This window comes from Aeromonas sp. 96A, from assembly GCF_051919165.1.
Classification (GTDB): domain Bacteria; phylum Pseudomonadota; class Gammaproteobacteria; order Enterobacterales; family Aeromonadaceae; genus Aeromonas; species Aeromonas veronii.
Map to the genome: position 1 here is coordinate 2977226 of NZ_JBQBFE010000001.1, position 25041 is coordinate 3002266.

Genomic DNA, 25041 nt, shown 5'->3' on the forward strand with positions numbered 1-25041 from the left:
CCGTGATGGGAGAAGAGGGAGGTAAAGGTGAGGCCACCTGCTGGTGGCCTCATGGTGAGTTGCCGAGGATCCCTCAGGCGAGGGCTCGCTGAGCCTGTGGTGCCTCGCCAAACCAGGCGAGCCGGTCGGCCAGGGTTACCACAGAACCCACCATGATCAGGGCCGGGCTTTCGACCCCCACCGCCAGCGCGGGTAGCTCATCGAGAGTGCCGCGAATGACCCGCTGGCAGGGCTGGGTGCCGCGCTCGATCAGCGCCACCGGGGTGTTGCTCGCTTTGCCGTGGGCCAGCAGCTGCTCGCGGATGGTGGCGCAGGATGAGAGCCCCATGTAGAACACCAGGGTCTGCTTGTCCTTGGCGAGCAGCGGCCAGTCGAGATCCCGGGCGCCCCCCTTGCCGTGGGCGGTGACGAAGCGTACGCTCTGGGCGTGATCGCGGTGGGTGAGCGGAATACCGGCGTAGGCGGCGCAGCCGCTGGCCGCAGTGATCCCCGGCACCACCTGAAAGCCAATCCCAGTACCAACGAGCGTCTCCAGCTCCTCGCCGCCACGGCCGAAGATAAAGGGGTCACCCCCCTTCAGCCGCACCACCCGCTGGCCCTTTTTCGCCTCCTCCAGCAAGAGCTGGTTGATCCCCTCCTGCGGCACGCAGTGGTTGCCCGCCTGCTTGCCGACGAAGATGCGCTTGGCATCCCGGCGCACCAGCGCCATCACTTCGTCAGAGACCAGTCGGTCGTAAACCACCACGTCCGCCTGCTGCATCTGGCGCAGGGCGTGCAGGGTGAGCAGACCCGGATCGCCGGGGCCGGCTCCCACCAGTACCACCTCGCCAGCGCTCTGGCTTTCGTCGGCAAACAGGCTGTCGGCCAGCTGGTGGGCAGAGGCGCTATCGCCCCGCGCCAGCGCCTGACCGAGCCGATCCGCCCCGAGCAGGCGCTCCCAGAAGTGGCGCCGCTCCCCCATGGTGGCGAAGCGGGCCTTGACCCGCTCCCGCAGGCTGCCGGCGAAGGCCGCCACGGCCCCCAGATGCTGCGGCAGCAGGGCTTCCAGTTTTTCCCGCAGCAAACGGGCCAGCACAGGCGCCTTGCCGCCGGAGGAGATGGCCACCATCAGCGGCGAGCGATCGATGATCGACGGCATGATGAAGCTGGAGCGTTTCGGGTCGTCCACCACGTTGGCAAAGATCCGCGCCTGATTGGCGCTCTGGTAAACCAGTGCATTCACCTCGCGCCGATCGGTTGCGGCCACCACCAGCCACTTGCCCGCCAGTTGTTCCGGCACAAATTCACCGGCCAGCCACTCGATGCTGCCGTTGGCAGCCAGTTCCGCCAGCTCGGGGTCGAGCTCGGGCGCTACGACTGTGAGGTGGGCACCGGCATCCAGCAGCAGGCGCGCCTTGCGCTCCGCTACCTCGCCGCCGCCGACCAGCAGCACGGGTTTGTTGTCGAGTCGGCAAAAGATGGGCAAGTAGTCCATGGGGCCTCCGGATCAGGCGGTTCGGGTCTGGTTGGCGGTGCTGGTGGTCTCGTGTGCTGCGACCGGGCGCTCTGCTTTCGGGGTGGCATACCAGTAGCCGAGGCCCATAAAGAGGACGCCGGAGACGGTGTTGCCCAGGGTCACCCACAGCAGGTTGTGGCCGATGCCGCCCAGGGTGTAGGCATCGGAGTGGGCGCCAAACCAGGAGAGGGCGAACAGGGTCATGTTGGCGATGGAGTGCTCGTAGCCGGAAGCGATAAAGGCCAGCAGGCACCACCAGATGGCGATGAAGCGGGCGGCCCCTTCGGTGCGCAACGCCATCCAGATGGCGAGGCAGACCAACCAGTTGCAGAGGATCCCCTTCATAAACAGGGTCAGCGCCGGGGCCTGGGTCTTGGCCAGCGCCACCTTGTGGGCCAGACTGCCTGCGTCCGGCAGCAGGCTGCCGCCGTAGGAGTAGATCAGCGCCACCACGATGGAGCCAATCAGGTTGCCGACCCAGGTCTGCGGCAGGATGCGCAGCAGGTCGGCCATGGTGATCTTGCCCGTCTTCACCCCGAAGGTGAGGAACATGGTGTGGCCGGTAAACAGCTCGGAGCCGGCGATGATCACCAGTGTCAGGGCGATACCGAAGGTGGCCCCCATCACCAGCGGCCGGATGGCGGGATCCACCAGATTGCCGAGGGTGAAGATGAGGATGATGCCGAGGCCCACATAGGCCCCCGCCATGGCGGAGCTGAGCCAGAAGCCGAGCTTGTCGCTGCGCTCGAAGCGGTTGATGCGGGCCGCGTTGGCGGCGCACTTGTTAATGGTTTCCGTGTACATCTTGTGAGTCCTTGAAAGGGCTGCCCACAGGCAGCCCGAAAGAGAGTGAAATCGGCTTAGACGGCGACCCAGACCTGCTGGTCGCGCACTTCAACGGGGTAGCTTTGAACCGACATTGCGGGGTTGTCGAAACAGTGGCCATCGCTCAGGCGAAAGCGCTGTTTCTTGAGCGGGCTGGCGACCCAGAGCTCGCCGTCGTGTTCGCAGATCAGGCCCCGCGACAGCACGTTGGCGGCGAAGAAGGGATCCCGGTTGTCGATGGCGAACACCTCGGCCGCCGCGCTCGGGCGGAACAGGGCAATTTGGTGGCCTTCAATGAGTGCGCAGACACCGGTTCCCGGCAGGATGTCGTTGAGTTGGCAGGCAAGTTTCATCATTTGGTCTCCACCTCGATCTGGTAGACGGGGATGCGCTCGGCCGGAGTGGCGGGTCTGTGCTGGTCACGCTCGGCGACAAACTGGACGTCCGGATCGCGCTTGTCGCTGTTGATGAAGTGGCTGAAGCGCTTGAGCGCCTCCTCTTCATTGAGGGTGCGCGACCATTCGCACTCGTAGCTGTCGATAAGGGTCTGGATATCGCGCTCCAGGGTGTCGGCCAGCCCCAGCTTGTCGTCGACGATCACCTCGCGCAGGTAGTCGACGCCCCCTTCCAGATTGCCGAGCCAGACCGAGGTGCGCTGCAGTTTGTCGGCGCTGGTGACGTAGAACATCATAAAGCGGTCGATCAGCTTGATGAGGGTCTCGCGGTCGAGGTCAGAAGCCAGCAGGTCGGCGTGGCGCGGCTTCATGCCGCCGTTGCCGCCCACATAGAGGTTCCAGCCCGCGTCGGTGGCGATGATGCCGACATCCTTACCTTGGGCTTCCGCACATTCGCGGGTACAGCCGGAGACGCCGAACTTCATCTTGTGCGGGGTGCGAATACCCTTGTAGCGGTTCTCGAGGAAGACCCCGAGGCCAACGCTGTCCTGCACGCCGAAGCGGCACCAGGTGCTGCCGACGCAGGTTTTGGCCATGCGCAGCGCCTTGGCGTAGGCCTGACCGGTCTCGAATCCGGCTGCCAGCAGCTTGCGCCAGATGGCGGGCAGATCATCCTTCTGGGCCCCGAACAGACCGATGCGCTGGGCGCCGGTGATCTTGGTGTAGAGCTTGTAGTCGCGGGCCACTTCAGCCACCGCCAGCAGCCCTTCCGGGGTCACTTCGCCACCGGCCATGCGCGGGATGACGGAGTAGCTGCCGTCCTTTTGCATGTTGCCGAGGAAGATGTCGTTGGTGTCCTGCAGCGGGATGTTGCGCGGGCTCAGCACATGCTCGTTCCAGCAGGAGGCGAGGATGGAGCCGACGGTCGGTTTGCACACCTCGCAGCCATAGCCCTGACCGTGCTTGGCCAGCAGTTCGTCGAAGCTCTTGATCCCCTCCACCTTGACCAGATGGAACAGCTCCTGACGGGAGTGGGTGAAGTGGGCGCAGAGGTGGTTGTTGACCTCGATGCCCTGCTTCACCAGTTCGGCGTTGAGCACCTGACTGATGAGCGGCACGCAGCCGCCGCAGCCGGTACCGGCCTTGGTGTGCTGCTTGATGGCGGCCAGGGTGGTGTGGCCCTCGGCGACGGCCTGGGCGATGTCGCCCTTGGAGACGTCGAAGCAGGAGCAGATCTGGGCGCTCTCCGGCAGGGCATCTACCCCCAGCGTCGGCTTGGCACCGGCGTAGGCGGGCAGGATCAGGGTGTCCGGGTGGCTCGGCAGCGGCAGGGCGTTGAGCATCATCTGCAGCAGGTTGCCGTAATCGTCCACGTCGCCCACCAGCACGGCGCCGAGTAGGCGGCTGTTGTCTTCGCTCACCACGATCTTCTTGTAGACGCCAGCCTGATCGTCCTGGAACACATAGCTGTGGCTGCCCGGGGTGCGGCCATGGGCATCACCGATGGAGCCGACGGAGACGCCGAGCAGCTTGAGCTTGGCGCTCATGTCCGCCCCTTCGAAGCGGCTGTCGCCGCCGAGCAGATGGTCGACGGTGATCTGGGCCATCTTGTAGCCCGGCGCTACCAACCCGAAGAAGCGGCCCTGCCAGGCGGCGCACTCGCCGATGGCGTAGATGTTGGGATCGGAGGTGAGGCAGTGATCGTCGATGACGATGCCGCCGCGCTCGGCGATGGCCAGATCACCGTAGCGGCCGAGGGTATCTTGCGGACGAATGCCGGTGGAGAAGACCACCACGTCCACTTCCAGCTGGCTGCCGTCGGCGAAGGCGAGGCGGTGTTTCGCCTGCTCGCCGCCATGCATCAGGATCTCGCTGGTGCTCTTGCTGGTGTGTACCTGCACCCCCATGGATTCAATCTTGCGGCGCAGCAGCTGGCCGCCCTGACCGTCGAGCTGCTCGGCCATCAGCACAGGGGCAAATTCCACCACATGGGTTTCGAGACCCAGTGCCTTGAGGGCACCTGCCGCTTCAAGGCCAAGCAGACCGCCCCCGATCACCACCCCGCTCTTGCCGCTCTTGGCGGCGCTGCGGATGGCTTTCAGATCCTCGATGGTGCGGTAGACGAAGCACTCGTGGTGCTGGCTGCCCTGGATGGGCGGCACCCAGGGGTAGGAGCCGGTGGCCAGCACCAGCTTGTCGTACGCGACCACAGTGCCCTTGTTGGAGTGCACTTCGCGGTTGGCCCTGTCGATTTTTTTCACCGCTTCGCCGAGCAGCAGGCGGATGCCGTGCTTGTCGTAGAAGCCGGGTTTGACGAGGGAGAGATCTTCGCTGGTGTGATGGGAGAAGTAGGAGGAGAGATGGACGCGATCGTAGGCGGGACGGGGTTCTGCACCGAAGACGGTGATCTCGTAGCGGCCCGGCTCGGCCCGCTCGATCAACTCTTCGATGAAGCGGTGCCCCACCATGCCGTTGCCCACAACGACCAGTCTGACTTTGCTCATGATTGCCTCTAGCTTGGAGTAATAAAACATCATTCTAGGGTTAGGCTACCCAGTCAGTCGGGGCGGGCAATTGATGCAAATCAAGTGTCTATTTATATATCTCGTCAGGGGTAATTCGATAAAATTCAAAGATATACAAAAATAGGTATACCAGTTGAGAGTTTTGGTGCTGGGTGCGAGTGGGGCATAGAGAGAAGGGGGCTGGGGCTTAAAATGCAAAACGCCCCCATTTCTGGAGGCGTTTTTTTACAAACAGAACTGCGCTTACAGAATAAAGCGGCTCAGATCTTCATCCTCGACAAGCGCACCTAGGTGGGCGTTGACGTAGTCGGTGTCGATGACAAAGGTCTCGCCGGACTTCTCGGAGGCGTCGTAGGAGATATCTTCCATCAGGCGCTCCATCACTGTGTGCAGACGACGGGCACCGATGTTCTCGGTACGCTCGTTGACTTGCCAGGCCGCTTCGGCCAGACGGCGGATGCCATCCTTGGTGAACTCGATATTGACCCCTTCGGTGGCCATCAGCGCCTTGTACTGATCGGTCAGGGAGGCGTTCGGTTCGGTCAGGATGCGCTCGAAGTCATCTGTGGTCAGGGCGGTCAGCTCGACCCGGATCGGCAGACGACCCTGCAGCTCGGGGATGAGGTCGGACGGCTTGGCGATCTGGAAGGCGCCGGAGGCGACAAACAGGATGTGGTCGGTCTTGACCATGCCGTGCTTGGTGTTGACGGTGCAACCTTCAACCAGCGGCAGCAGGTCGCGCTGAACCCCTTCACGGGAGACATCCGGGCCCGAGCTTTCGCCGCGCTTGCAGATCTTGTCGATCTCGTCGAGGAAGACGATGCCGTTGTTCTCGACCGCTGCGATCGCTTTCTGCTTCAGCTCTTCCGGATTGACCAGACGGGCTGCTTCCTCTTCGATCAGCGCCTTCATGGCCTCTTTGACCTTGATCTTGCGCTTCTTCTTCTGGTTCTGGCCCAGATTCTGGAACAGCCCCTGCAGCTGGTTGGCCATCTCTTCCATGCCCGGCGGGGTCATGATTTCGACGCCCATCGGGGAGGCGGAGAGCTCCAGCTCGATCTCCTTGTCATCCAGCTGACCTTCCCGCAGTTTCTTGCGGAAGATCTGGCGGGTGTTGGAGTTGTCGGCTTTCTCTTCCTCACCCCAGGTGTTGCGCGGGTTGGGCAGCAGGGCGTCGAGAATGCGCTCTTCGGCGGCTTCCTCGGCGCGGTATTTCATCTTCTCCATCTCGGTTTCGCGCACCAGCTTGATGGCGGCATCGGTCAGATCGCGGATGATGCTGTCCACTTCCTTACCGACATAGCCCACTTCGGTGAACTTGGTCGCTTCCACCTTGATGAAGGGGGCGTTGGCCAGCTTGGCCAGACGACGGGCGATCTCGGTCTTGCCGACACCGGTCGGGCCGATCATCAGGATGTTTTTCGGGGTCACTTCATGGCGCATCTCTTCGTTGAGCTGCATCCGGCGCCAGCGGTTGCGCAGGGCAACGGCAACGGCGCGCTTGGCATCGGCCTGACCAATGATGTGACGATCCAGCTCGTGGACGATTTCTCTCGGGGTCATCTCGGACATGATGGTGTTCCTGTATCCGGGGCGGGTAGTGCCCACCCCTTGGGAAATTGGGTTTGGCTGGTGGCCTTATTTGGCGGCGTAGTCCAGCACTTCGATGGTGTGGTTGCCGTTGGTGAAGACGCAGATGTCGCCCGCAATCTTGAGGGACTTCTCGACAATGCTCCTGGCATCCAGCTCGGTGTTTTCCAGCAGGGCGATGGCGGCGGACTGGGCGAAGTTGCCGCCGCTGCCGATGGCGATGAGATCGTGCTCCGGCTGGACCACGTCACCGTTGCCGGTGATGATGAAGGATTTGTGTTCGTCGGCCACGGCCAGCAGCGCTTCAAGGCGGCGCAGGGCGCGATCGGTGCGCCAATCTTTGGCCAGCGCCACGGCGGCGCGCTCCAGATTACCCTGATGGGCCTGCAGTTTTGCTTCGAAACGTTCGAGCAGGGTGAAGGCGTCGGCGGTACCGCCAGCGAAACCGGCCAGCACCTTGCCGTTGTAGAGACGATGAACCTTGCGGGCGTTGCCCTTCATGACGGTGTTGCCAAGAGAGACCTGGCCATCGCCACCGATGACGACCTGACCGTTGCGGCGAACTGAAACTATGGTAGTCACTTTACTTACCTCGCTTGAGCCGAATGACGGCCTGACTGTGCATGGCAAGAAAGATGGGGATGGCAAACGGGCTTTTCAACCCTGCCTTTGGTCGGGATAAACGGGGTAGTAAAGAGCGTGGGTGCGAGTGACACCAAAAGAACAGGGCCGGGTGTTGCCACCCGGCCCTGCGTCATCGGTAAGCGGATTACCCTTTCTTGGGAATGCAGCCGCTGATGCCGGAGCTCTGCAGCTTGCTGTTGGCCGCGTCGGCGGCCGCCTTGCCGTTGAAGGGGCCCACCATCACCTTGTAGACGGTGCCGTTGGCGCCATTGATCACCTGCAGGCTGGAAGAGAGACCTGCGGTAAAGGCGATACGCGCCTTGAGCGACTCTGCGGAATCCTGCGAGCGCAGGGCGGCGCACTGCATCATGTAGCGACCGCTGTCGGCGGCTGCGGTCTGGGCTGGCGGAGTGGCCGCTTTGGCCTTGGCCGCTTCGGCCCGCTCCCGTTCCAGCTCGGCGCGGATCTCCCGCTCCATCCGTTCCCGTTCGGCCTTGCGGTCGATTACCTGCTCTTGCGCGCTGGCAACCGGTGCTCCGGAGGTGGAAGGGGTGGTCGCCGGATTGGGCTGATAGGGCTTGGGCTGGCCGATGGGCGTTCCCGGTTGGGGAATGTCGGTCGGCACCGGCTGTGGCAGTTTTTCCGGTTGCAGGGTCATGGTATCTGCCGGTGGTGGCGGCAGCACACCCGGCTGGGTCGGCGGCTCTATGATATCGACCTGCTTGTTCTCAAGCCGTTCGATGTAGCTCCACTTCTCCTGAGGCAGCCCGTTATTCTGCGCTTTTGGCTTGTTGGCCTTTACCTGCTCCTCAATAGTGGGGGCATCGTTGCCCTTGCCATTGATCATGTAGAGGAAGCCACCAAAGCCTGCCAGCAGTGCCACGACCAGCAGTACTGGAATAACAGGAAAGCGGCGAGGGGCCGCTTTCTTGGTATTGCGGCCACCCGCCCGACGTCGCGGGCGGCTGCCGACATAATCCCGGGTTGCCATCTATTACATGCGCTCCAGGGTATGGATGCCCAGTACGCCGAGGCCCAGTTTCAGTACCTTGGCGGTGGCGGCGCACAGCAGCAGACGGCTCTGACGGGTTGCCTCGTCCACGCCATCCTTGTTGATCGGGCAGGCTTCATAGAAGGTCATGAAGTTGCCGGACAACTCGTACAGGTAGGTACAGAGCAGGTGCGGCATGCCTTTGTCGGCCACGCCGTTGACCGCGTCGGAGAACTGGATCAGCTTCTGGGCCAGCACCTCTTCGGCCTCTTCGTTCAGGGTCACGTTGCCGGTCAGCGTTTCGGCATCGATGTTGGCCTTGCGGAAGATGGACTGGATACGGGTGTAGGCGTACTGCAGGTAAGGGGCAGTGTTGCCTTCAAAGGAGAGCATCAGATCCCAGTCGAAGATGTAGTCGGTAGTACGGTTCTTGGAGAGATCCGCATACTTGACCGCGCCCATGGCGATGGCGTTGACCACGTTGGCCTTCTCTTCGGCAGAGAGGTCGCTGTTGCGGCTCTCCAGCAGGGCGGCGGCGCGCTCTTCGGCCTCGTTCAGCAGGTCAACCAGCTTGACGGTACCACCGGAGCGGGTCTTGTAGGGACGACCATCCTTGCCCAGCATCATGCCGAAGGCGTGGTGCTCGAGCGGCACGGATTCCGGCACATAGCCCGCCTTGCGGGTGATGGTCCAGGCCTGCATCAGGTGCTGGTGCTGACGGGAGTCGATGAAGTACATGACACGGTCGGCGCCCAGGGTCTCGTAACGGTATTTGGCACAGGCGATGTCGGTGGTGGTGTAGAGGAAACCGCCATCGCTCTTCTGGATGATGACGCCCATGGCCTCGCCATCCTTATTCTTGAACTCGTCCAGGAAGACAACGGTGGCGCCTTCGCTCTCGACCGCCAGTCCCTTGGCTTTCAGGTCTGCAACGATCTCCGGCAGCATGTCGTTGTACATGGACTCGCCCATGATGTCCTTGTTGGTCAGGGAGACATTCAGGCGGTCGTAGTTGATCTGGTTCTGTTCCATGGTCATGTCGACCAGCTTCTTCCACATGGTACGGCAGTACTCGTCGCCGCCCTGCAGCTTGACCACGTAGTTACGGGCACGCTCGGCGAAGGCTTCGTCTTCGTCGTAGCAACGCTTGGCCTGGGTGTAGAAGGCTTCCAGATCCTTGAGTGCCATGTCGCTGGCGTGCTCGTTGGACATCTTCTCCAGATAGGCGATCAGCATGCCGAACTGGGTGCCCCAGTCGCCGATGTGGTTGGCACGGATCACTTTGTGGCCGAGGAACTCCAGCGCGCGCGCAGCCACGTCACCGAGTACGGTGGAGCGGATGTGGTGCACCGCCATCTCTTTGGCCACGTTGGGGGCGGAGTAGTCCACCACCACGGTTTGTGGCGCGGGCAACCGTACGTTGGCGTTGGCAGAGGTCACCATGGCCTCAACCTGACCGGCCAGCCAGCGCTGGTCGAAGAAGAAGTTGATGAAGCCGGGACCGGCGATCTCGACCTTGGCGATCAGGTCGGAGGCGGGCAGATGCTCGATGATGGCAGCCGCCAGCTCACGGGGATTCTTGCGGGCCGGTTTGGCCAGCAGCATGGCCAGGTTGGTAGCCAGGTCGCCGTGAGCTTTTTCCTTGCATCGGTCTACTTGCACGCGGGCTTCCAGGTCCGCCGGCAGGACGCCTGCTGACTTGAGATTGGCTACCGTTTGTTCAAGTAGATGATGAATATGCTCTTTCATAACTGACCACCAAGGTTGCGCGTCGAAAAATGACTGATATATAAGGGCGTGAATTTTACCCGCATCGGCTCGAGAAAACTATAGGGATGACCCGCCGCTCGCTGTCGGGCGGATATTTCACTGCGTTTGGCGCCATATTCCAGAATATTGGGCGGAAATTACGGTGCTTATCCATTTCTACTGCATATCGAAGCGGCTTGTCCAGGCTATTTTCCCCTGATTGTTAAGGGTTTTTCCTTTCCGCTGACGGGAATGATCTCCTCCCTCTGGCCCGGCGTATCAACAGAGGTTCCCAACCGAGGAGTTTGCGATGCGATTGGCGCTGTTTCCCCTATCTGCCCACCTGCTGCCCGGCGGCATCATGCCGCTGCGGATCTTCGAACCCAGATACCAGCGGATGATCGCCGAGGCGGGGGAGTCCGGCTTTGCCCTCTGCATGGTGGACCCTCGCCAGCCCGACGCCCTGCGCAACATGCTGCCCATCGCCACCCGGGTCACCATCATCGATTTCGACCGGCTGCCGGACGGCATGCTGGGGATCACGGTGCAGGGGATGGAGCGGGTGCAGATAGAGGATCTGTGGCAGGAGCCCGATGGCCTGCGTATCGGCGAGGTGACGCCGCTGACGGCCTGGCCGCCCCACCGGCTCCATCCCGATCAGCAACCGCTGGTTGATGCGCTGCGGGAGGTGTTTGCCGACTATCCCGACTACGCCGCCCTCTATCCCGCCCCCCGCTGGGACGATGGCAACTGGGTGGCCCAGCGCTGGCTGGAGGTGCTGCCGATCCCCCCTGAACAGAAACAGCTGCTGCTGGCCGCTGCCGACAATCAGCCCGCCATCGCCCTGCTCAAGGGGGTGCTGGTGGCCAGTCACTGATTTTTTCTGACCCGCTGATCTGCCAGCGCCGCGGGGCCGTACAAGTTATCACCACAGCATGTTCGACAGCACACCAAAGGGATGGCGCAATGGCATATACTGGCCAACCACACTCGACCATACGCAGGACTTCGCCCGTGATGGATAACCCGGATGGCGACCTCAAATCTCTGCTGATCAGGGTGGCAGAGCAGGCCGACAAGGCTGCTTTTACCCGCCTGTTCCAACACTTTGCGCCGCGTATTCGCAGCTACGGCCTGCGCCACCTCGGCAGCGAAGCCAACGCCATGGAGCTGGTGCAGGAGACCATGCTGCTGGTGTGGCAGAAGGCGCGCCTCTACCACCCCGAGAAGGGGGCGCCGACCACCTGGATCTACACCGTGATGCGCAACCAGTGCTTCGACATGCTGCGCCGTCGTCGCGCCAGCAAGGAGGATCTCTGTGCCGAGGAGCTGTGGCCGGTGCTGGAGTTTCAGGCCGAAGAGGAGCACCTGAGCGGCGGTGAGGATGCGGTGCTGACCCGTCAGATGGCCCACTATCTGGGCACCCTGCCGGAGCCGCAACAGCAGGTGGTGCGCGGCATCTATCTGCAGGAGTTCTCCCAGCAGGAGTTGGCGGAGCGACTCGGCGTGCCGCTCGGTACCATCAAGTCCCGCCTCCGGTTGGCGTTACAGAAACTGAAAGAGCAAGTGGAGCAAGGCCATGATTAAAGCCCATCCGACCGACCCTATGCTGCGTGCCTTCGCCGCCGATGAGCTCCCTCTGCCGCTGGCGGTAGGGCTCTCCGCCCACTGTGAACTCTGCCCCGATTGCGCTGCCCGACTGAAGACATTCGAAGAGGAGCTGGCGCAGCAATATCTTGCTTCGCCAGCAGAGCCCGAGCTGGACTCCCGCGATGAAGATGAAGTGGCGCTGGATGCCGGATTCGACGCCATGCTGGCGGATATTCTGGCCCAGCCGCTGGCTGAGCCCCTCTCCGAGCCAACACATGACCAGCCCCGAGCCCAGCCCGGCGAGCTGGAGGTGGCCGGTCACGCCTACCGTTTGCCACGGGTGCTGGCCCGCTATCGTTCGCCCAAGTGGCGCCATATCGGGGCTATTCGTCAGCAGAGTCTGCCGCTGGACGAGATGGGCGCGCGCGCCAGCCTGCTCCATATCGAAGCGGGCGGTCGCATCCCCGAGCACACCCATCAGGGCTATGAGCTGACCTTGCTGCTGGCTGGCAATATTCAGGATGGCGATACCCTTTACAAGGCGGGGGATTTCATCTGGCGCGATGCCAGCCACTCCCACAGCCCACATACGCCGGACGGTTGCCTCTGCTACACGGTGCAGGATGCGCCGGTGCAGTTCACCAAGGGGTTGTCGCGGCTGCTGAACGGCATCAGCCAGCACCTCTACTGAGCACCATGACGTCATAGAAAAAGGGACCAAATTGGTCCCTTTTGTCATTTCATGGCTATCGGTCAGGCGACAAACACCAGATAGACGGCGAATGCCACGATAAAGCGGTAGATGGCGAACGGGATAAAGTCGATGCGGCGGATCAATGTCAGGAAGGTCTTGATCGCAAACATCGCTACCACGAAGGCGGTGATAAAGCCCACAGCAAACATCGGGAAGTCGGCCATGGAGAGGAAATCGCGGCTCTTGTAGAGATCAAGCCCGCTGGCCGCCACCATCATGGGCACTGCCATGATGAAGGAGAACTCGGCGGCGGCGTGACGGCTGATCCCCATCAGCATGCCACCACTGATGGTGGCGCCGGAGCGGGAGAAGCCGGGCCACAGGGCCAGACACTGGAACAGACCGATGCCGAACGCCTGCTTGTAGCTGATGTCATCCAGGGTTTCGGCTGTGACTGCAGGGCGGAACTTCTCGGCGATGATCAGCAGGATGCCCCCCGCGACCAGCGCGTACATGACGGTTTGCGGACCAAACAGGTTGGCCTTGATCCAGCTGTGGATGGCCAGACCGACCACGATGGCGGGCATCATGCCGAGGATGACGTGGATCAGCGACAGGGTGGCGTGATCCCGGGACGGCTTCTGGCCAAAGTGGATGCCAATCAGGCCAAACAGGCGACGCCAGAAGACGGCGACCACGGCGAGGATGGAGCCAAGCTGGATCACCACTTCGAAAGTGGCAGCCTTGGGCCCTTCAAAGCCCAGCAGATGGCCGACGATAATCATGTGGCCGGTGGAGGAGACGGGGAGGAACTCGGTCAGCCCCTCGACGACGCCCAGAATAAAGGCGACCAGCAGGCTATAAGTGTCAGTCATCGAACAAACAATCCTTAACTTCGTTGATGTAAAAACGCCCCGAAAGGGTCTCGGGGCGGCATATCTTGCTCGATTGTGACTGCTGAGGCTATGTAAAAATCATGAATTCTTTAAGTTAGTCGCGGATAAAGCGGTAGCGGGTCTGGTGGTGATAACGCTCGCCAGGCAGCAGCCAGGGGTTGCCCAGCTCGGGGCGATTGGGGCTGTCCGGTAGCTGTTGCGCCTCAAGACAGAAGCCGTCGTGATCCCGGTGCGCCAGACCGCTGCGGTTCGGGGTATTGGCCAGCCAGTTGCCGGTGTAGAACTGCAGCGAGGGCTGGTTGGTATAGACCTCCATCGCCAGCTGCTTGTCGCCAGAGACTATCCGAGCGGCCCATTCTGATGCCGGGCCGTTGAGCACAAACGCATGATCGTACCCCTTGGCCTGTTGCTGCTGGGGATGGTTCAGCCAATCCTGTCCGACAAGGCGCTCGCGGCGCAGATCGAACGGCCCCTCCACCGGAGTGATGGCGATCGGTAAACCGCTCGGGTCGGTCGGCAGGAAGTGGTCGGCATTGATGCTGATGAGGTGGTCACGGACATCTTCGCCATCGGTTTGCCCATCGAGATTGAAGTAGGCGTGGCTGGTGAGACTGACCGGCGTAGCTGCATCCGTGCTGGCGATGAAATCCACCACCAGATCGCTCTGCTCCAGCCGGTACTCCAGGGTGACCCGCAGATTGCCGGGAAAGCCCTGATCTCCCGCCCGGGAGAGCAACGCCAGCTTGACCCGATCCGCCTCCAGCTCCTTGATTTGCCAGCGCTGGCGATGAAAGCCTGCCTGCCCGCCGTGCAGACAGTTGGGTGCCTGATTGGCATTCAGCGGCCAGCGCTGTCCATCACGCACCAGCTCGGCACCGCCGATGCGGTTGGCAAAACGCCCGGCCACCGCACCCAGCCACACCTGCTGGGTGGGATAGGCGTCGTCGGCACAGCCCAGCAGCACTTCGCGCCGTTTGCCCGCCATCGGCAGGGTGAGGGAGGTGAGGGTGGCGCCGAAGTCGAGGCCGCGCAGGCGCAGCCCCTCTTCATTTTCCAGCTCGAACGGGGTCATGGCGCTGCTCATAGCTTGCCTGATCCGGCGCTGGCAGAGCAGACGTAGCAGTCGGCCTTGAGGCCCGAGATGGCCGGATACTCCGCCTCAACGGCGGCGATCACTTCGGCCACCTTGTCGGGGCGCAGCAGGGCGATCACGCAGCCGCCGAAGCCGCCACCTGTCATCCGCACGCCGCCATCTGTGCCAATCCTGGCCTTGATGATCTCCACCAGACCGTCGATGGCGGGCACTGTGATCTCGAAGTCATCGCGCATGGCGGCGTGCGACTCGGCCATCAGCTCGCCGAGTCGGGTCAGATCGTGGCTTGCCAGTGCATCGGCCGCCGCCAGGGTGCGGGCATTTTCCCCGACGATGTGGCGGGCACGACGATAGCAAGCATCATCCAGCCCGGCCTTGCCCGCTTCCAGTCCAGCCAGATCGAGGTCGCGCAGCGCCTTGACTCCGTAGTGACGGGCGGCCGCTTCGCACTGCTGGCGGCGGGTGTTGTATTCGCTGTCCACCAGACCGCGACGCACATTGGAGTTGACGATCAGCACCGCCAGATCCGCCGGCATGGGGATGAGGCGAGTCTCCAGCGAGCGGCAGTCGAGCAGCAGAGCATGATCCGTTTTGCCGCTGGCGGAGATCATCTGATCCATGATGCCGCAGTTGCAGCCGACGAACTTGTTCTCCGCCTGCTGACCGTTGAGGGCGATCTCGGCCTGGCTGATGTCGAGCCCCAGCGCCTCCTTGAAGGCCTGACCGATGGCCACTTCCAGCGAGGCAGAGGAGGAGAGCCCCGCCCCCTGCGGCACGTTGCCGGAGACCACCAGATCGAGGCCGCGCAGGGCATAGCCACGCTCCTGCAGATACTTCACCACGCCGCGGATGTAGTCGCTCCAGCGTTGGCTGGGGTGGTGCTCGATGGGCTGGTCGAGGTCGAACTGGTCGCGCTGGTTGTCGTAGTCGGCGGCGATCACCTGCACTTGCCGGTCATCGCGCAGGCCGATGGCAACGCAGGTCTCGTAGTCGATGGCGCAGGGCAGCACGAAGCCGTCGTTGTAGTCGGTATGTTCACCGATGAGGTTGACGCGGCCGGGGGCGCGCACCAGCAGATCGGGCGCTTTGGCAAATTGCTCGGCAAAAACGGTGCTGACGCGTTGGCTGGGGGTCATAAGGCCTCCTCATTGGTGTGGCTGGTCTGGGTGTAGTGAACGGGGCTCAGGGCACGCAGCCGCTCGGCAGCCTGCTCGGGAGTCAGGTCGCGCTGGGTTTCGGCCAGCATCTCGAAGCCAACCATGAATTTGCGCACGGTGGCGGAACGCAGCAGCGGCGGATAGAAGTGGGCATGCAGTTGCCACGCCTCGGGGCAATCCGATTTGGGCGGCGCAAAGTGCCAGCCCATGGAGTAGGGGAAGCTGCACTCGAACAGGTTGTCGTAGCGGCTGGTGAGCTCCTTGAGCGCCACCGCCAGATCCTGTTGCTGGGCCTTGGTTAGGTTGAGCATGGAGGGGACGTGCGCCTTGGGCAGCAGCAGGGTTTCGAACGGCCAGGCGGCCCAGAAGGGAACTACGGCGAGCCAGTGCTCGGTCTCTACCACGATGCGAGAGCGATCCGCCAGCTCCCGCTCCACATACTCCAGCAGCATGGGGCGGCCATGCTCCGCCAGCCAGTCGCGCTGGTGCTGCTCTTCGCGGGCGATCTCGTTGGGCAGGAAGTTGCTGCCCCAGATCTGGCCGTGGGGGTGCGGGTTGGAGCAGCCCATGACTGCCCCTTTGTTTTCAAAGACCTGCACCCACTGCCACTGGGCCGACAGCTCGGCGACCTGATCCATCCAGGTGGTGATCACCCCCTCGATGGCGGGCAGCGGCAGCTCGGGCAGGGTCTTGCCGTGGTCCGGCGAGAAGCAGATGACCCGGCTGGTGCCGCGGGCGACCTCAAGTTTCAGCAGGGGATCGCTGGCGCTATCGGCGGCTGGGGTATCCTGCATCAGGGCGGCGAAGTCGTTGGTAAAGACGAAGGTGCCCTTGTAATCGGGGTTGATGTCGCCGGTGACCCGGGTGTTGCCCGCGCAGAGGAAACAGTCGGGATCGTGGGCCTGTTTGGGGGCCTGACTCACCTTCTCCACCTGTCCCTGCCAGGGGCGTTTGGCCCGATGGGGGGAGACCAGCACATACTGGCCGGTCAGCGGGTTGAAGCGGCGATGGGGATGATCGATGGGGTTGAACATCATCTCTCCTGAATAAGGTATTGAAAAATATGGTCATCTATTAACAGGGAGCAGGCAGGCCTACTCCTCGTAACCGTTCGGATTGGCGGATTGCCAGTGCCAGCTATCGGCGCACATGGCGTCGATGTTGCGGGTCGCCCGCCAGCCCAGCTCGCGCTCGGCCTTGGCCGGATCAGCCCAGCAGGCGGCGATATCGCCGGGACGGCGCGGTTCGATGCGAAACGGCAGCGGCTTGCCGCAGGCATTGGAGAAAGCGGCGACCAGCTGCAACACGCTCTGGCCCTGGCCGGTGCCCAGGTTGTAGGTGTGCACGCCACCCTTGCCGGCGCAGTGTTGCAGTGCCTTGACGTGCCCCTCGGCGAGATCCATCACGTGGATGTAGTCACGTACGCCGGTGCCATCCACAGTTGGGTAATCGTTTCCAAAGACAGACAGGCAGTCGCGACGGCCAATGGCCACCTGGGTGATATAGGGCATCAGGTTGTTGGGGATCCCTTGCGGGTCTTCACCCATGGTGCCCGATTCGTGGGCGCCGACCGGATTGAAGTAGCGCAGCAGGGTCATGCTCCAGTGGGGCTCGGCCAGCTGCAGATCCTCGAGGATCTCCTCGATGATCAGCTTGGATCGCCCGTAAGGGTTGGTGGCGCTGCGAGGGAAATCCTCGCGGATCGGCAGGCTGGCGGGATCGCCATAGACGGTGGCAGAGGAGCTGAACACCAGATTGTGCACATTGGCCCGCTTCATCGCCTGCTGCAGGGTGAGGGTGCCGCCGAGGTTGTTCTCGTAGTAATCCAGTGGAATGCGGGTCGATTCACTGACCGCTTTGAGGGCGGCAAAGTGGATCACCGCATCGATCTGCTGTTCGGCGAAGATCCGATCCAGTAGGGCTGCATCGCGAATATCCCCTTGATAGAACATGGGTTGCTGGCCGCTGATGGCGGCGACTCTGGCCAGCACACTGCGCTTGCTGTTGCCGAGGTTGTCGACCACCACGGGATTCATACCTGCCGCTTGCAGGGCCAGACAGGTGTGGCTGCCGATATATCCGCAACCGCCGGTGACCAGAACGTTCATCTTGCTCTCCACTGAAAAGTGTCTGGAAGCAGTCTAGCCGAGGGTGTGGCGACCAAACTGTGAGCTTGCTTGCAAAACAGTGTAAACGATTACACTGTTTTTATGGTCATCCTGACGGCAGATATACGTTTCACCCCTGTTTTCAATGGGTTTGCTGGGTATAATGGCGCTCTATTGCACAGTGAAAGAAGTGAAAACAGCATGAGCACCATCAAGGATGTCGCCCGTTTGGCCAATGTGTCGGTGGCAACGGTTTCACGGGTGATGAACAACTCCCCCAAGGCCAGCGCTGCGTCTCGCGAAGTGGTGCAGAAGGCCATGGCCGAACTGGGCTACACCCCCAACGCCAACGCGCGGGCACTGGTTAGCCAGACTTGCGACACCATGGGGGTGGTGGTCGGTGATGTAGCCGATCCCTTCTTCGGTGCACTGGTGAAGGGGGTCTCCGGCGTGGCCGTCGAGCAGAACCTTCACCTGCTGATGGGTAACGGTTTTCACAAGGCGCGTCAGGAGCGTGAAGCGATCGAGCTGCTGATCGGCAAGCGTTGCGAGGCGCTGGTGGTGCACAGCAAGGCGCTGAGCGACGAGGAACTTTACGATTACGCCATGCGAGTGCCCGGCATGGTGCTGATCAACCGCGATATTCCGGCCCTCAAGGGACGCTGCATCGCCCTCAACAATCGGCTGGGTGCGGCTACGGCGACTCGCCACCTGATCGAACTGGGTCACCGCCATATCGCCTTTATCAGCTCGGATCACGCCATCGAGGATGCCACCTTGCGTCTGCAGGGCTATCAGGATGGATTGATGGAAGCCGGTCTGGCAGCCGATCCCGAGCTTATCGAGAGCGGCACGCCGAACGAGGAGGGGGGGAGCGCGCCATGCTCAACCTGCTGGCCAAGGGGCTCAAGGTGACCGCCGTGGTGGCCTATAACGATGCCATGGCGGCGGGCGCCATCTCCGTGTTGGCGGACAACGGCCTGCGAGTGCCGGAGGAGGTCTCGGTGGTGGGCTTCGATGACATCATCTATGCCAGATATTTGCGCCCCAAGCTCTCCACCATGCGCTATCCCATCGAGCTGATGGCGGCCCAGGCGGCCAAGTTGGCCATTCAGCTGGCGGCGGGGGAGAGTGACGCGACCCAGAGCCGGATCTATACCCCCACCCTGATCAATCGCCACTCGGTGGCACCGGTTCGGGCCGGATAGCCCCCTTTTGCGGCCCTGTTCGGGGCCGTTTCTTGCACAGTTATTGTTTTACCTATTTTTAATCATTTTTACTCCGCTTTACTTAACAAAATTAGTGTAATCGTTTACATCTGTGTGAGCGAGATCGCCGTTCCCTGCGTCATACTTCTCTAGACTGAATACGTTTTCTAATCAGCAGGGAGAGTGTGAATGCTCAGGGAGATAGTGGCGCGTCAGGATTGGCAGACTCAGGCCATTACGTCGGTAAACCGGCTGGCTGCCCATACCCCCATGTTCAGCTGGCGCAGCGAAGCGGATGCCTGGGGTGATCTGGCCTCTTCCTCCCGTCTCTTGCTCGATGGCGAGTGGCGCTTCTCCTTCTTTGCCGCTCCCGAATTGGTGCCAGAGAGCTGGCTGGTGCAGGATCTGGCGGATACTTGCCCCATTACCGTGCCGGGTAACTGGCAGCTGGATGCCGCCTATCCAGCGGCGCGGCCGCTCACCGATGGCCCCATCTACACCAATATCAAGTACCCCTTTCCCTGCGATCCGCCCCGGGTGCCGGCAGAGAATCCTACCGGCTGCTACTCCCGCGAGTTCGAACTGCCCGCCGACTGGCTGGCAAGTGGACAGAGCCGGATCATCTTCGACGGGGTGAGCAGCGCCTTCCACCTCTTCTGCAACGGCCGCTGGGTAGGTTACTCCCAGGACAGCCGCCTGCCCGCCGAATTCGATCTGACTCCTTATCTGCAGAGCGGTCGCAACAGGCTGGCTGTGCTGGTGCTGCGCTGGTCTGATGGCTCCTATCTGGAAGATCAGGATATGTGGTGGCTGTCGGGGATTTTCCGCTCCGTCAGCCTGCTGCACAAACCGATCCGCCATCTGATGGATATGCGGGTGACCCCCGAGCTGGATGCCTGCTATCGGGATGGCCGTCTCAAGATTGCCCTGCAGGTGGCCAATGCGGCCGGTCTGTCGGTTGAGGCCAATCTCTATGACGGTAGCGAGCGGGTTGCGACCCTGCGCCAGCCAATCGGCACCCAAGTCATTGATGAAAAAGGAGCATACGACGATCACGCCGAGCTGTGGCTCGACGTGGCTGCGCCGCGCAAGTGGAGCGCCGAGACGCCCCAGCTCTATCGCCTGACTCTGACCCTGCTGGACGAGCAGGGCCACGCCATCGAGAGTGAGGCATGTGATGTGGGCTTTCGGGTGGTGGAGATCTGTGGCGGCCTGCTGCGGGTCAACGGGCAGCCGCTGCTTGTTCGCGGTGCCAACCGTCATGAACACCATCCCGCCAAGGGTTATGCCATCGATCGCGCCACCATGGAGCGGGATCTGCTGCTGATGAAGCGGCACAACTTCAATGCGGTGCGCTGTTCCCACTATCCCAACCACCCCGACTTCTATCGCCTCTGCGATCGGCTCGGTCTCTATGTGGTGGATGAGGCGAATCTGGAGACCCACGGCATGACCCCCATGGGGCGGCTGGCGCGGGATCCCGCCTGGAGCAACGCTTTTCTGGAGCGGGCGACCCGCATGGTGGCACGGGATTTCAACCACCCCTCCATCATCATCTGGTCGCTGGGCAACGAGTCGGGTTATGGCCCGGCCCACGATGCCATGTATGGCTGGATCAAGCGCAGCGACCCGAGCCGTCCGGTGCAGTATGAGGGGGGCGGGGCCGATACCCCGGCGACCGACATCATCTGCCCCATGTATGCCAGAACCCATCAGGATCAACCCTTCCCGGCGGTGCCAAAGTGGGCGCTGGCCAAGTGGATTGGCCTGCCCGGCGAGAGCCGGCCGCTGATCCTCTGCGAATATGCTCACGCCATGGGCAACAGCCTGGGGGGCTACGCCCACTACTGGCAGGCGTTTCGCGATCATCCACGCCTGCAAGGCGGGTTTGTCTGGGATTGGGTCGATCAGGGGCTCGACAAATACACCGCCGATGGTCGCCACTACTGGGGCTACGGCGGCGACTTCGGTGATGTGCAAAACGATCGCCAGTTCTGCTGCAACGGTCTGCTGTTCCCGGATCGCACCCCCCATCCTGCCCTGTGCGAGGCAAAGCGTGCCCAGCAGCCGTTCCGCTTCACCCTGCTCGAGCACACCCCGCTGCGGGTGCGGATCGAGAGCGAATACCTGTTCCGGGAAACCGACAACGAGCGGCTTTGCTGGCAGTTGTGCGAGAACGGCCATGTGCAGCTGCAGGGGGAGATCTCCCTTGAGCTGGCGCCGCAAGGGGTGGTCGAGTTGACCCTGAGCGGGACGCTGCCCCCCTTTGCGGCAGGTTCACTGGCCTGGCTCGATCTGGCGATCGTTCAGCCACAGGCCACCCCCTGGTCGCAGGCGGATCACAAGGTCGCCCGTCAGCAGTTCACCCTGCCGACCCCCCTTGCCCTGCCTGCTCCTGTCGCTGCCGCCACCCTGACCGAACAGCCGGATGGCTGGCGGATCACTGCCGCCAACAGCCAGTGGTGGCTCGACAAGCTGAGCGGTCGCATCACCAGTTGGCAAAAATCGGGGCAGGAGCAGCTGCTGGCGCCGATCATGGATCACTTCTACCGCGGGCCGCTCGACAACGACATCGGCACCAGCGAAGCGGATCACGCAGACCCCAATTCCTGGATTGCCCGCTGGCAGGGCTGTGGTCTCGGCCAGTGGCAGCACCGCTGTCTGGGGATTGCGGTCGCCGGAGGGGATATCCGGGTCAGTCATGGCTACTTCCACCACGATGAGCTGCTGCTGGTGAGTCACTGGCATCACCGCTTTACCGACGATGGCGCCATGAGCCTGGAGATAGAAACCGAGCTGGCACAGGTGCTGCCGTCGCTGCCGCGGATCGGTCTGCTGCTTCATCTGGCCGAGGTACCGGCGCGAGCCGAATGGCTGGGGCGTGGCCCTCACGAGAACTATCCGGATCGCCTGCTGGGCGCCGATCTGGGGCGCTGGAGTCTGCCGCTGGAGGCGATGCATACACCTTATATCTTCCCGAGTGACAACGGCTTGCGCTGCGATACCCGCCAGTTGCAGCTGGGCAGCACGACGGTGAACGGCAGCTTCCATTTCAGTGCCAGCCGCTTCAGTCAGCAGCAGCTGGGCGCCGCCCGTCACCAGAGCGATCTGGTGGCCGAAGAGGGGCTGTGGGTCTGCCTCGATGGCGCCCATATGGGGGTGGGCGGTGATGACTCCTGGAGCCAGAGCGTGCGTCCCGAGTATCAACTGCTTGAGCGTCGTTACCGTTGGGGCTGCACTCTCCGTTAAGCCAGCTATTGAGACGACTGTCGAGCCTGTGCGCCATTTTGACAACAGACCAGTAACGACTAGCCTCAATGCTGTGGGAAAGATTGAGTCTCAAATCTGATTTTTATTTATATGTATTTGAAAAATAAATATAAAGTTTCAATGTAACAGAGTGTAAACGTTTTCATTTTGTCGTCATGATCACAGAAGAAATGACAACAAACTGATTACATTGATTGGCGCTTGCTCAATTGCTCGCCACCCTACAACACAGATAGACACATCGGAGCACACATAATGAAAAAACTGACCACAGTTGCCGCCCTGCTGATGGGCATGATGGCTGGAGCCAATGCCCAGGCTGACACCCGTATCGGGGTAACCGTCTACAAATACGACGATAACTTCATGGCGGTCGTGCGCAAAGCCATCGAGAAGGAGGCGGCAGCCACTCCGGGGGTGGAGCTGCTGATGAACGACTCCCAGAACGACCAGTCCAAGCAGAACGACCAGATCGACGTGCTGCTGGCCAAAGGGGTGAAGGCGCTGGCCATCAACCTGGTAGACCCGGCTGCGGCACCGGTGGTGATTGAGAAAGCCCGTGGCGAAGATATCCCGGTGGTCTTCTACAACAAGGAGCCGAGCGCTACCGATCTGGCCAGCTACGACAAGGCCTACTACGTGGGCACCGACTCCAAGGAGTCAGGGATCATCCAGGGTCAGCTGATTGCCAAACACTGGAAAGCCCATCCGGAGTGGGATCTGAACAAGGATGGCGTGATCCAGTTCGTGCTGCTGAAAGGGGAGCCGGGTCACCCGGATGCCGAAGCGCGCACCTCCTACGTGGTCAAGACCCTGAACGATGGTGGCGTCAAGACTGAACAACTGCACATGGATACCGGTATGTGGGATACCGCCATGGCGAAAGACAAGATGGATGCCTGGATCTCCGGCCCCAACGCCAACAAGATCGAAGTGGTCATCGCCAACAACGACGGCATGGCAATGGGTGCAGTCGAGTCACTGAAAGCCCAGGGTAAGACTGCCATTCCGGTATTCGGCGTCGATGCGCTGCCGGAAGCGTTGGCCATGGTCAAGAGCGGTGCCATGGCGGGTACCGTGCTGAACGATGCGGCCAACCAGGCCAAAGCCACCTTCGAGCTGACCAAGAATCTGGCTGAAGGCAAACCGGCCGGTGAAGGCACCAAGTGGAATATCGTCGACAAGGTAGTACGTGTTGCCTACGTCGGTGTGGATAAAGACAACCTGTCCCAATTCGAGTAATTCCCTCCTCCAGGGCAAGGGAGATCCCCTTGCCCTTTTTTCAACCAGATGTGATGGCTGATATGACAACACAGCAACAATCAGAATGGCTGTTGGAGATGATTGACGTCAGTAAGAGCTTTCCCGGCGTCAAGGCACTCGATAATGTCAATTTACGGGTCCGTCCTCATTCTGTGCATGCGTTGATGGGCGAAAACGGAGCGGGAAAATCCACACTGCTCAAGTGCCTGTTCGGCATTTACGAGAAGGATCAGGGCAAGATCTTCTTCAAGGGGCAGGAGATCAACTTCACCTCCTCCAAAGAGGCGCTGGAAAATGGCGTCTCCATGGTGCATCAGGAGCTCAACCTGGTGCTGCAGCGTACCGTGATGGACAACATGTGGCTCGGCCGCTACCCCACTAAGGGGTGGTTTATCGACCACGGCAAGATGTATGACGACACCAAGCGCATCTTCGACGAGCTGGATATCGACATCGACCCCAAGGTGAAGGTCGCGACCCTGTCGGTCTCCCAGATGCAGATGATCGAGATCGCCAAGGCGTTCTCCTACGATGCCAAGATCGTCATCATGGATGAACCCACCTCCTCCCTGACCGAGAAAGAGGTGAACCACCTCTTCAAGATCATCAACAAGTTGAAGGATAAGGGGTGCGGCATCGTCTACATCTCCCACAAGATGGAGGAGATCTTCCAGCTCTGTGACGAGATCACCATATTGCGGGATGGCCAGTGGGTGGCAACCCAGCCGCTCAAGGGCATGACCATGGATCAGATCATCGGGATGATGGTCGGCCGTGAACTGACCCAGCGCTTCCCGGAAAAGACCAACCAGCCGAAAGAGGTGATCCTCGAGATCGAACACCTGACGGCGAAGAACCAGCCCTCCATTCAGGATGTGACCTTCAACCTGCACAAGGGGGAGATCCTCGGCATCGCCGGACTGGTGGGGGCCAAGCGCACCGACATCGTCGAGACCCTGTTCGGCATTCGTGATCGCAGTCAGGGCAGCATCAAGCTGCACGGCAAAGAGGTGGCCAACCACAACGCCCACGAAGCGATCCGCAACGGCTTTGCGCTGGTGACGGAAGAGCGCCGCTCCACCGGTATCTACTCCCGGCTCGATATCGCCTTCAACTCCCTGATCGCCAACATGGACAGCTACAAGGGCTCCATGGGGCTGCTCAGCGACAACAAGATGAAGAGCGATACCCAGTGGGTGATCGACTCCATGCGGGTCAAGACGCCGACCCAGCAGACCCAGATCGGTTCCCTCTCCGGGGGTAACCAGCAGAAGGTGATCATCGGTCGCTGGCTGCTGACCCAGCCGGAGATCCTGATGCTCGACGAGCCTACCCGCGGCATCGACGTCGGGGCCAAGTTCGAGATCTACCAGCTCATCCTGGAGCTGGCGAAGAAGGACAAGGGGATCATCATCATCTCGTCAGAGATGCCGGAATTGCTGGGGATCACCGACCGCATCATGGTGATGAGCAATGGCCGGGTCGCCGGGATCGTCAATACCAAAGAAACTGACCAGAGCGAGATACTGCGCCTGGCATCTCTGTACCTCTAGAGACAGGAAGACATT

The 25041-nt window shown here is 61.6% G+C and carries 19 protein-coding genes and 1 pseudogene; 7 read left to right on the forward strand and 13 right to left on the reverse strand.

The features are described from left to right. Positions 1-73: 73 nt before the first annotated feature. The 8 genes from cysG to argS form a co-directional block, all read right to left on the reverse strand. Positions 74-1474: a siroheme synthase CysG gene (gene cysG / locus ACTG2W_RS13675; protein WP_101530415.1), complete on the reverse strand. Its 1401-nt coding sequence runs from the start codon at positions 1472-1474 to the stop codon at positions 74-76. 12 nt (positions 1475-1486) lie between these two features. Continuing rightward, a complete protein-coding gene (nirC, locus tag ACTG2W_RS13680) occupies positions 1487-2299 on the reverse strand; it encodes a nitrite transporter NirC (RefSeq protein WP_101530416.1) in 813 nt (270 codons plus the stop codon). Positions 2300-2355: 56 nt separating this feature from the next. Then, entirely contained in the window at positions 2356-2673 is a 318-nt protein-coding gene (gene nirD / locus ACTG2W_RS13685) for a nitrite reductase small subunit NirD (RefSeq protein WP_101530417.1), read from the reverse strand. Next, entirely contained in the window at positions 2673-5219 is a 2547-nt protein-coding gene (gene nirB / locus ACTG2W_RS13690) for a nitrite reductase large subunit NirB (protein WP_440016280.1), read from the reverse strand. The genes nirD and nirB overlap by 1 nt, the downstream gene beginning before the upstream one ends. Positions 5220-5483: 264 nt before the next feature. Then, entirely contained in the window at positions 5484-6812 is a 1329-nt protein-coding gene (gene hslU, locus ACTG2W_RS13695; protein WP_005340773.1) for an HslU--HslV peptidase ATPase subunit, read from the reverse strand. Positions 6813-6878: 66 nt separating this feature from the next. Further along, positions 6879-7412 (reverse strand): ATP-dependent protease subunit HslV, encoded by a 534-nt coding sequence (gene hslV / locus ACTG2W_RS13700; protein WP_042018387.1) that lies wholly within the window; start codon positions 7410-7412, stop codon positions 6879-6881. Between the two features lie 187 nt (positions 7413-7599). Further along, positions 7600-8445: an SPOR domain-containing protein gene (locus ACTG2W_RS13705; RefSeq protein ID WP_005340771.1), complete on the reverse strand. Its 846-nt coding sequence runs from the start codon at positions 8443-8445 to the stop codon at positions 7600-7602. 3 nt (positions 8446-8448) lie between these two features. Continuing rightward, positions 8449-10194: an arginine--tRNA ligase gene (gene argS, locus ACTG2W_RS13710; protein WP_005355547.1), complete on the reverse strand. Its 1746-nt coding sequence runs from the start codon at positions 10192-10194 to the stop codon at positions 8449-8451. Between the two features lie 310 nt (positions 10195-10504). Between argS and ACTG2W_RS13715 the strand changes: the two genes are divergently transcribed. The 3 genes from ACTG2W_RS13715 to ACTG2W_RS13725 all read left to right on the forward strand — a co-directional run bounded on the left by ACTG2W_RS13715 (position 10505) and on the right by ACTG2W_RS13725 (position 12475). After that, a complete protein-coding gene (locus ACTG2W_RS13715; RefSeq protein WP_274160894.1) occupies positions 10505-11071 on the forward strand; it encodes an LON peptidase substrate-binding domain-containing protein in 567 nt (188 codons plus the stop codon). 140 nt (positions 11072-11211) lie between these two features. Further along, complete coding sequence (locus ACTG2W_RS13720) at positions 11212-11781, forward strand: sigma-70 family RNA polymerase sigma factor (protein ID WP_274160930.1); 570 nt, start codon at positions 11212-11214, stop codon at positions 11779-11781. Beyond that, positions 11774-12475, forward strand: coding sequence for a ChrR family anti-sigma-E factor (locus ACTG2W_RS13725; RefSeq protein ID WP_274160895.1), 702 nt, complete (start codon positions 11774-11776; stop codon positions 12473-12475). Before ACTG2W_RS13720 ends, ACTG2W_RS13725 begins: the two co-directional genes overlap by 8 nt. Positions 12476-12537: 62 nt before the next feature. Here ACTG2W_RS13725 and bacA read toward each other — a convergent pair whose 3' ends face one another. The 5 genes from bacA to galE all read right to left on the reverse strand — a co-directional run bounded on the left by bacA (position 12538) and on the right by galE (position 17732). Beyond that, positions 12538-13353 carry an undecaprenyl-diphosphate phosphatase gene (gene bacA, locus ACTG2W_RS13730; protein ID WP_021230740.1) on the reverse strand — a complete coding sequence of 272 codons (816 nt, stop codon included), beginning with the start codon at positions 13351-13353 and terminating at the stop codon, positions 12538-12540. A 115-nt stretch (positions 13354-13468) separates the two neighbouring features. Beyond that, on the reverse strand, positions 13469-14458 hold the full coding sequence (gene galM, locus ACTG2W_RS13735) for a galactose-1-epimerase (protein ID WP_440016281.1): 990 nt from the start codon (positions 14456-14458) through the stop codon (positions 13469-13471). Further along, positions 14455-15603 (reverse strand): galactokinase, encoded by a 1149-nt coding sequence (galK, locus tag ACTG2W_RS13740; protein ID WP_421309160.1) that lies wholly within the window; start codon positions 15601-15603, stop codon positions 14455-14457. Before galK ends, galM begins: the two co-directional genes overlap by 4 nt. Then, complete coding sequence (locus tag ACTG2W_RS13745; protein ID WP_128836544.1) at positions 15600-16658, reverse strand: UDP-glucose--hexose-1-phosphate uridylyltransferase; 1059 nt, start codon at positions 16656-16658, stop codon at positions 15600-15602. Before ACTG2W_RS13745 ends, galK begins: the two co-directional genes overlap by 4 nt. A 60-nt stretch (positions 16659-16718) precedes the next feature. Then, positions 16719-17732, reverse strand: a complete 1014-nt coding sequence (gene galE, locus ACTG2W_RS13750) for a UDP-glucose 4-epimerase GalE (protein WP_128834489.1) — start codon at positions 17730-17732, stop codon at positions 16719-16721. Positions 17733-17996: 264 nt separating this feature from the next. On the opposite strand from galE, the pseudogene ACTG2W_RS13755 reads away from it, so the two are divergent. The 4 genes and pseudogenes from ACTG2W_RS13755 to mglA all read left to right on the forward strand — a co-directional run bounded on the left by ACTG2W_RS13755 (position 17997) and on the right by mglA (position 25026). After that, positions 17997-18940, forward strand: a pseudogene (locus ACTG2W_RS13755) (substrate-binding domain-containing protein). Positions 18941-19129: 189 nt separating this feature from the next. Then, positions 19130-22189: a beta-galactosidase gene (locus ACTG2W_RS13760; RefSeq protein WP_421309163.1), complete on the forward strand. Its 3060-nt coding sequence runs from the start codon at positions 19130-19132 to the stop codon at positions 22187-22189. 276 nt (positions 22190-22465) lie between these two features. After that, entirely contained in the window at positions 22466-23452 is a 987-nt protein-coding gene (mglB, locus tag ACTG2W_RS13765; RefSeq protein WP_005340747.1) for a galactose/glucose ABC transporter substrate-binding protein MglB, read from the forward strand. A gap of 53 nt (positions 23453-23505) precedes the next feature. Further along, positions 23506-25026 (forward strand): galactose/methyl galactoside ABC transporter ATP-binding protein MglA, encoded by a 1521-nt coding sequence (gene mglA, locus ACTG2W_RS13770; protein WP_033136359.1) that lies wholly within the window; start codon positions 23506-23508, stop codon positions 25024-25026. The last annotated feature ends 15 nt before the right edge of the window (positions 25027-25041 follow it).

What these genes read in the sequence shown, in the direction of transcription:
- mglB (WP_005340747.1), top strand. Translation starts at nt 22,466, where the DNA reads ATGAAAAAACTGACCACAGTTGCCGCCCTGCTGATGGGCATGATGGCT.
- nirB (WP_440016280.1), bottom strand. Translation starts at nt 5,219, where the DNA reads ATGAGCAAAGTCAGACTGGTCGTTGTGGGCAACGGCATGGTGGGGCAC.
- bacA (WP_021230740.1), bottom strand. Translation starts at nt 13,353, where the DNA reads ATGACTGACACTTATAGCCTGCTGGTCGCCTTTATTCTGGGCGTCGTC.
- galE (WP_128834489.1), bottom strand. Translation starts at nt 17,732, where the DNA reads ATGAACGTTCTGGTCACCGGCGGTTGCGGATATATCGGCAGCCACACC.
- ACTG2W_RS13715 (WP_274160894.1), top strand. Translation starts at nt 10,505, where the DNA reads ATGCGATTGGCGCTGTTTCCCCTATCTGCCCACCTGCTGCCCGGCGGC.
- cysG (WP_101530415.1), bottom strand. Translation starts at nt 1,474, where the DNA reads ATGGACTACTTGCCCATCTTTTGCCGACTCGACAACAAACCCGTGCTG.
- ACTG2W_RS13760 (WP_421309163.1), top strand. Translation starts at nt 19,130, where the DNA reads ATGCTCAGGGAGATAGTGGCGCGTCAGGATTGGCAGACTCAGGCCATT.
- hslU (WP_005340773.1), bottom strand. Translation starts at nt 6,812, where the DNA reads ATGTCCGAGATGACCCCGAGAGAAATCGTCCACGAGCTGGATCGTCAC.
- nirD (WP_101530417.1), bottom strand. Translation starts at nt 2,673, where the DNA reads ATGAAACTTGCCTGCCAACTCAACGACATCCTGCCGGGAACCGGTGTC.
- mglA (WP_033136359.1), top strand. Translation starts at nt 23,506, where the DNA reads ATGGCTGATATGACAACACAGCAACAATCAGAATGGCTGTTGGAGATG.
- ACTG2W_RS13705 (WP_005340771.1), bottom strand. Translation starts at nt 8,445, where the DNA reads ATGGCAACCCGGGATTATGTCGGCAGCCGCCCGCGACGTCGGGCGGGT.
- nirC (WP_101530416.1), bottom strand. Translation starts at nt 2,299, where the DNA reads ATGTACACGGAAACCATTAACAAGTGCGCCGCCAACGCGGCCCGCATC.
- ACTG2W_RS13745 (WP_128836544.1), bottom strand. Translation starts at nt 16,658, where the DNA reads ATGTTCAACCCCATCGATCATCCCCATCGCCGCTTCAACCCGCTGACC.
- galM (WP_440016281.1), bottom strand. Translation starts at nt 14,458, where the DNA reads ATGAGCAGCGCCATGACCCCGTTCGAGCTGGAAAATGAAGAGGGGCTG.
- ACTG2W_RS13720 (WP_274160930.1), top strand. Translation starts at nt 11,212, where the DNA reads ATGGATAACCCGGATGGCGACCTCAAATCTCTGCTGATCAGGGTGGCA.
- argS (WP_005355547.1), bottom strand. Translation starts at nt 10,194, where the DNA reads ATGAAAGAGCATATTCATCATCTACTTGAACAAACGGTAGCCAATCTC.
- ACTG2W_RS13725 (WP_274160895.1), top strand. Translation starts at nt 11,774, where the DNA reads ATGATTAAAGCCCATCCGACCGACCCTATGCTGCGTGCCTTCGCCGCC.
- galK (WP_421309160.1), bottom strand. Translation starts at nt 15,603, where the DNA reads ATGACCCCCAGCCAACGCGTCAGCACCGTTTTTGCCGAGCAATTTGCC.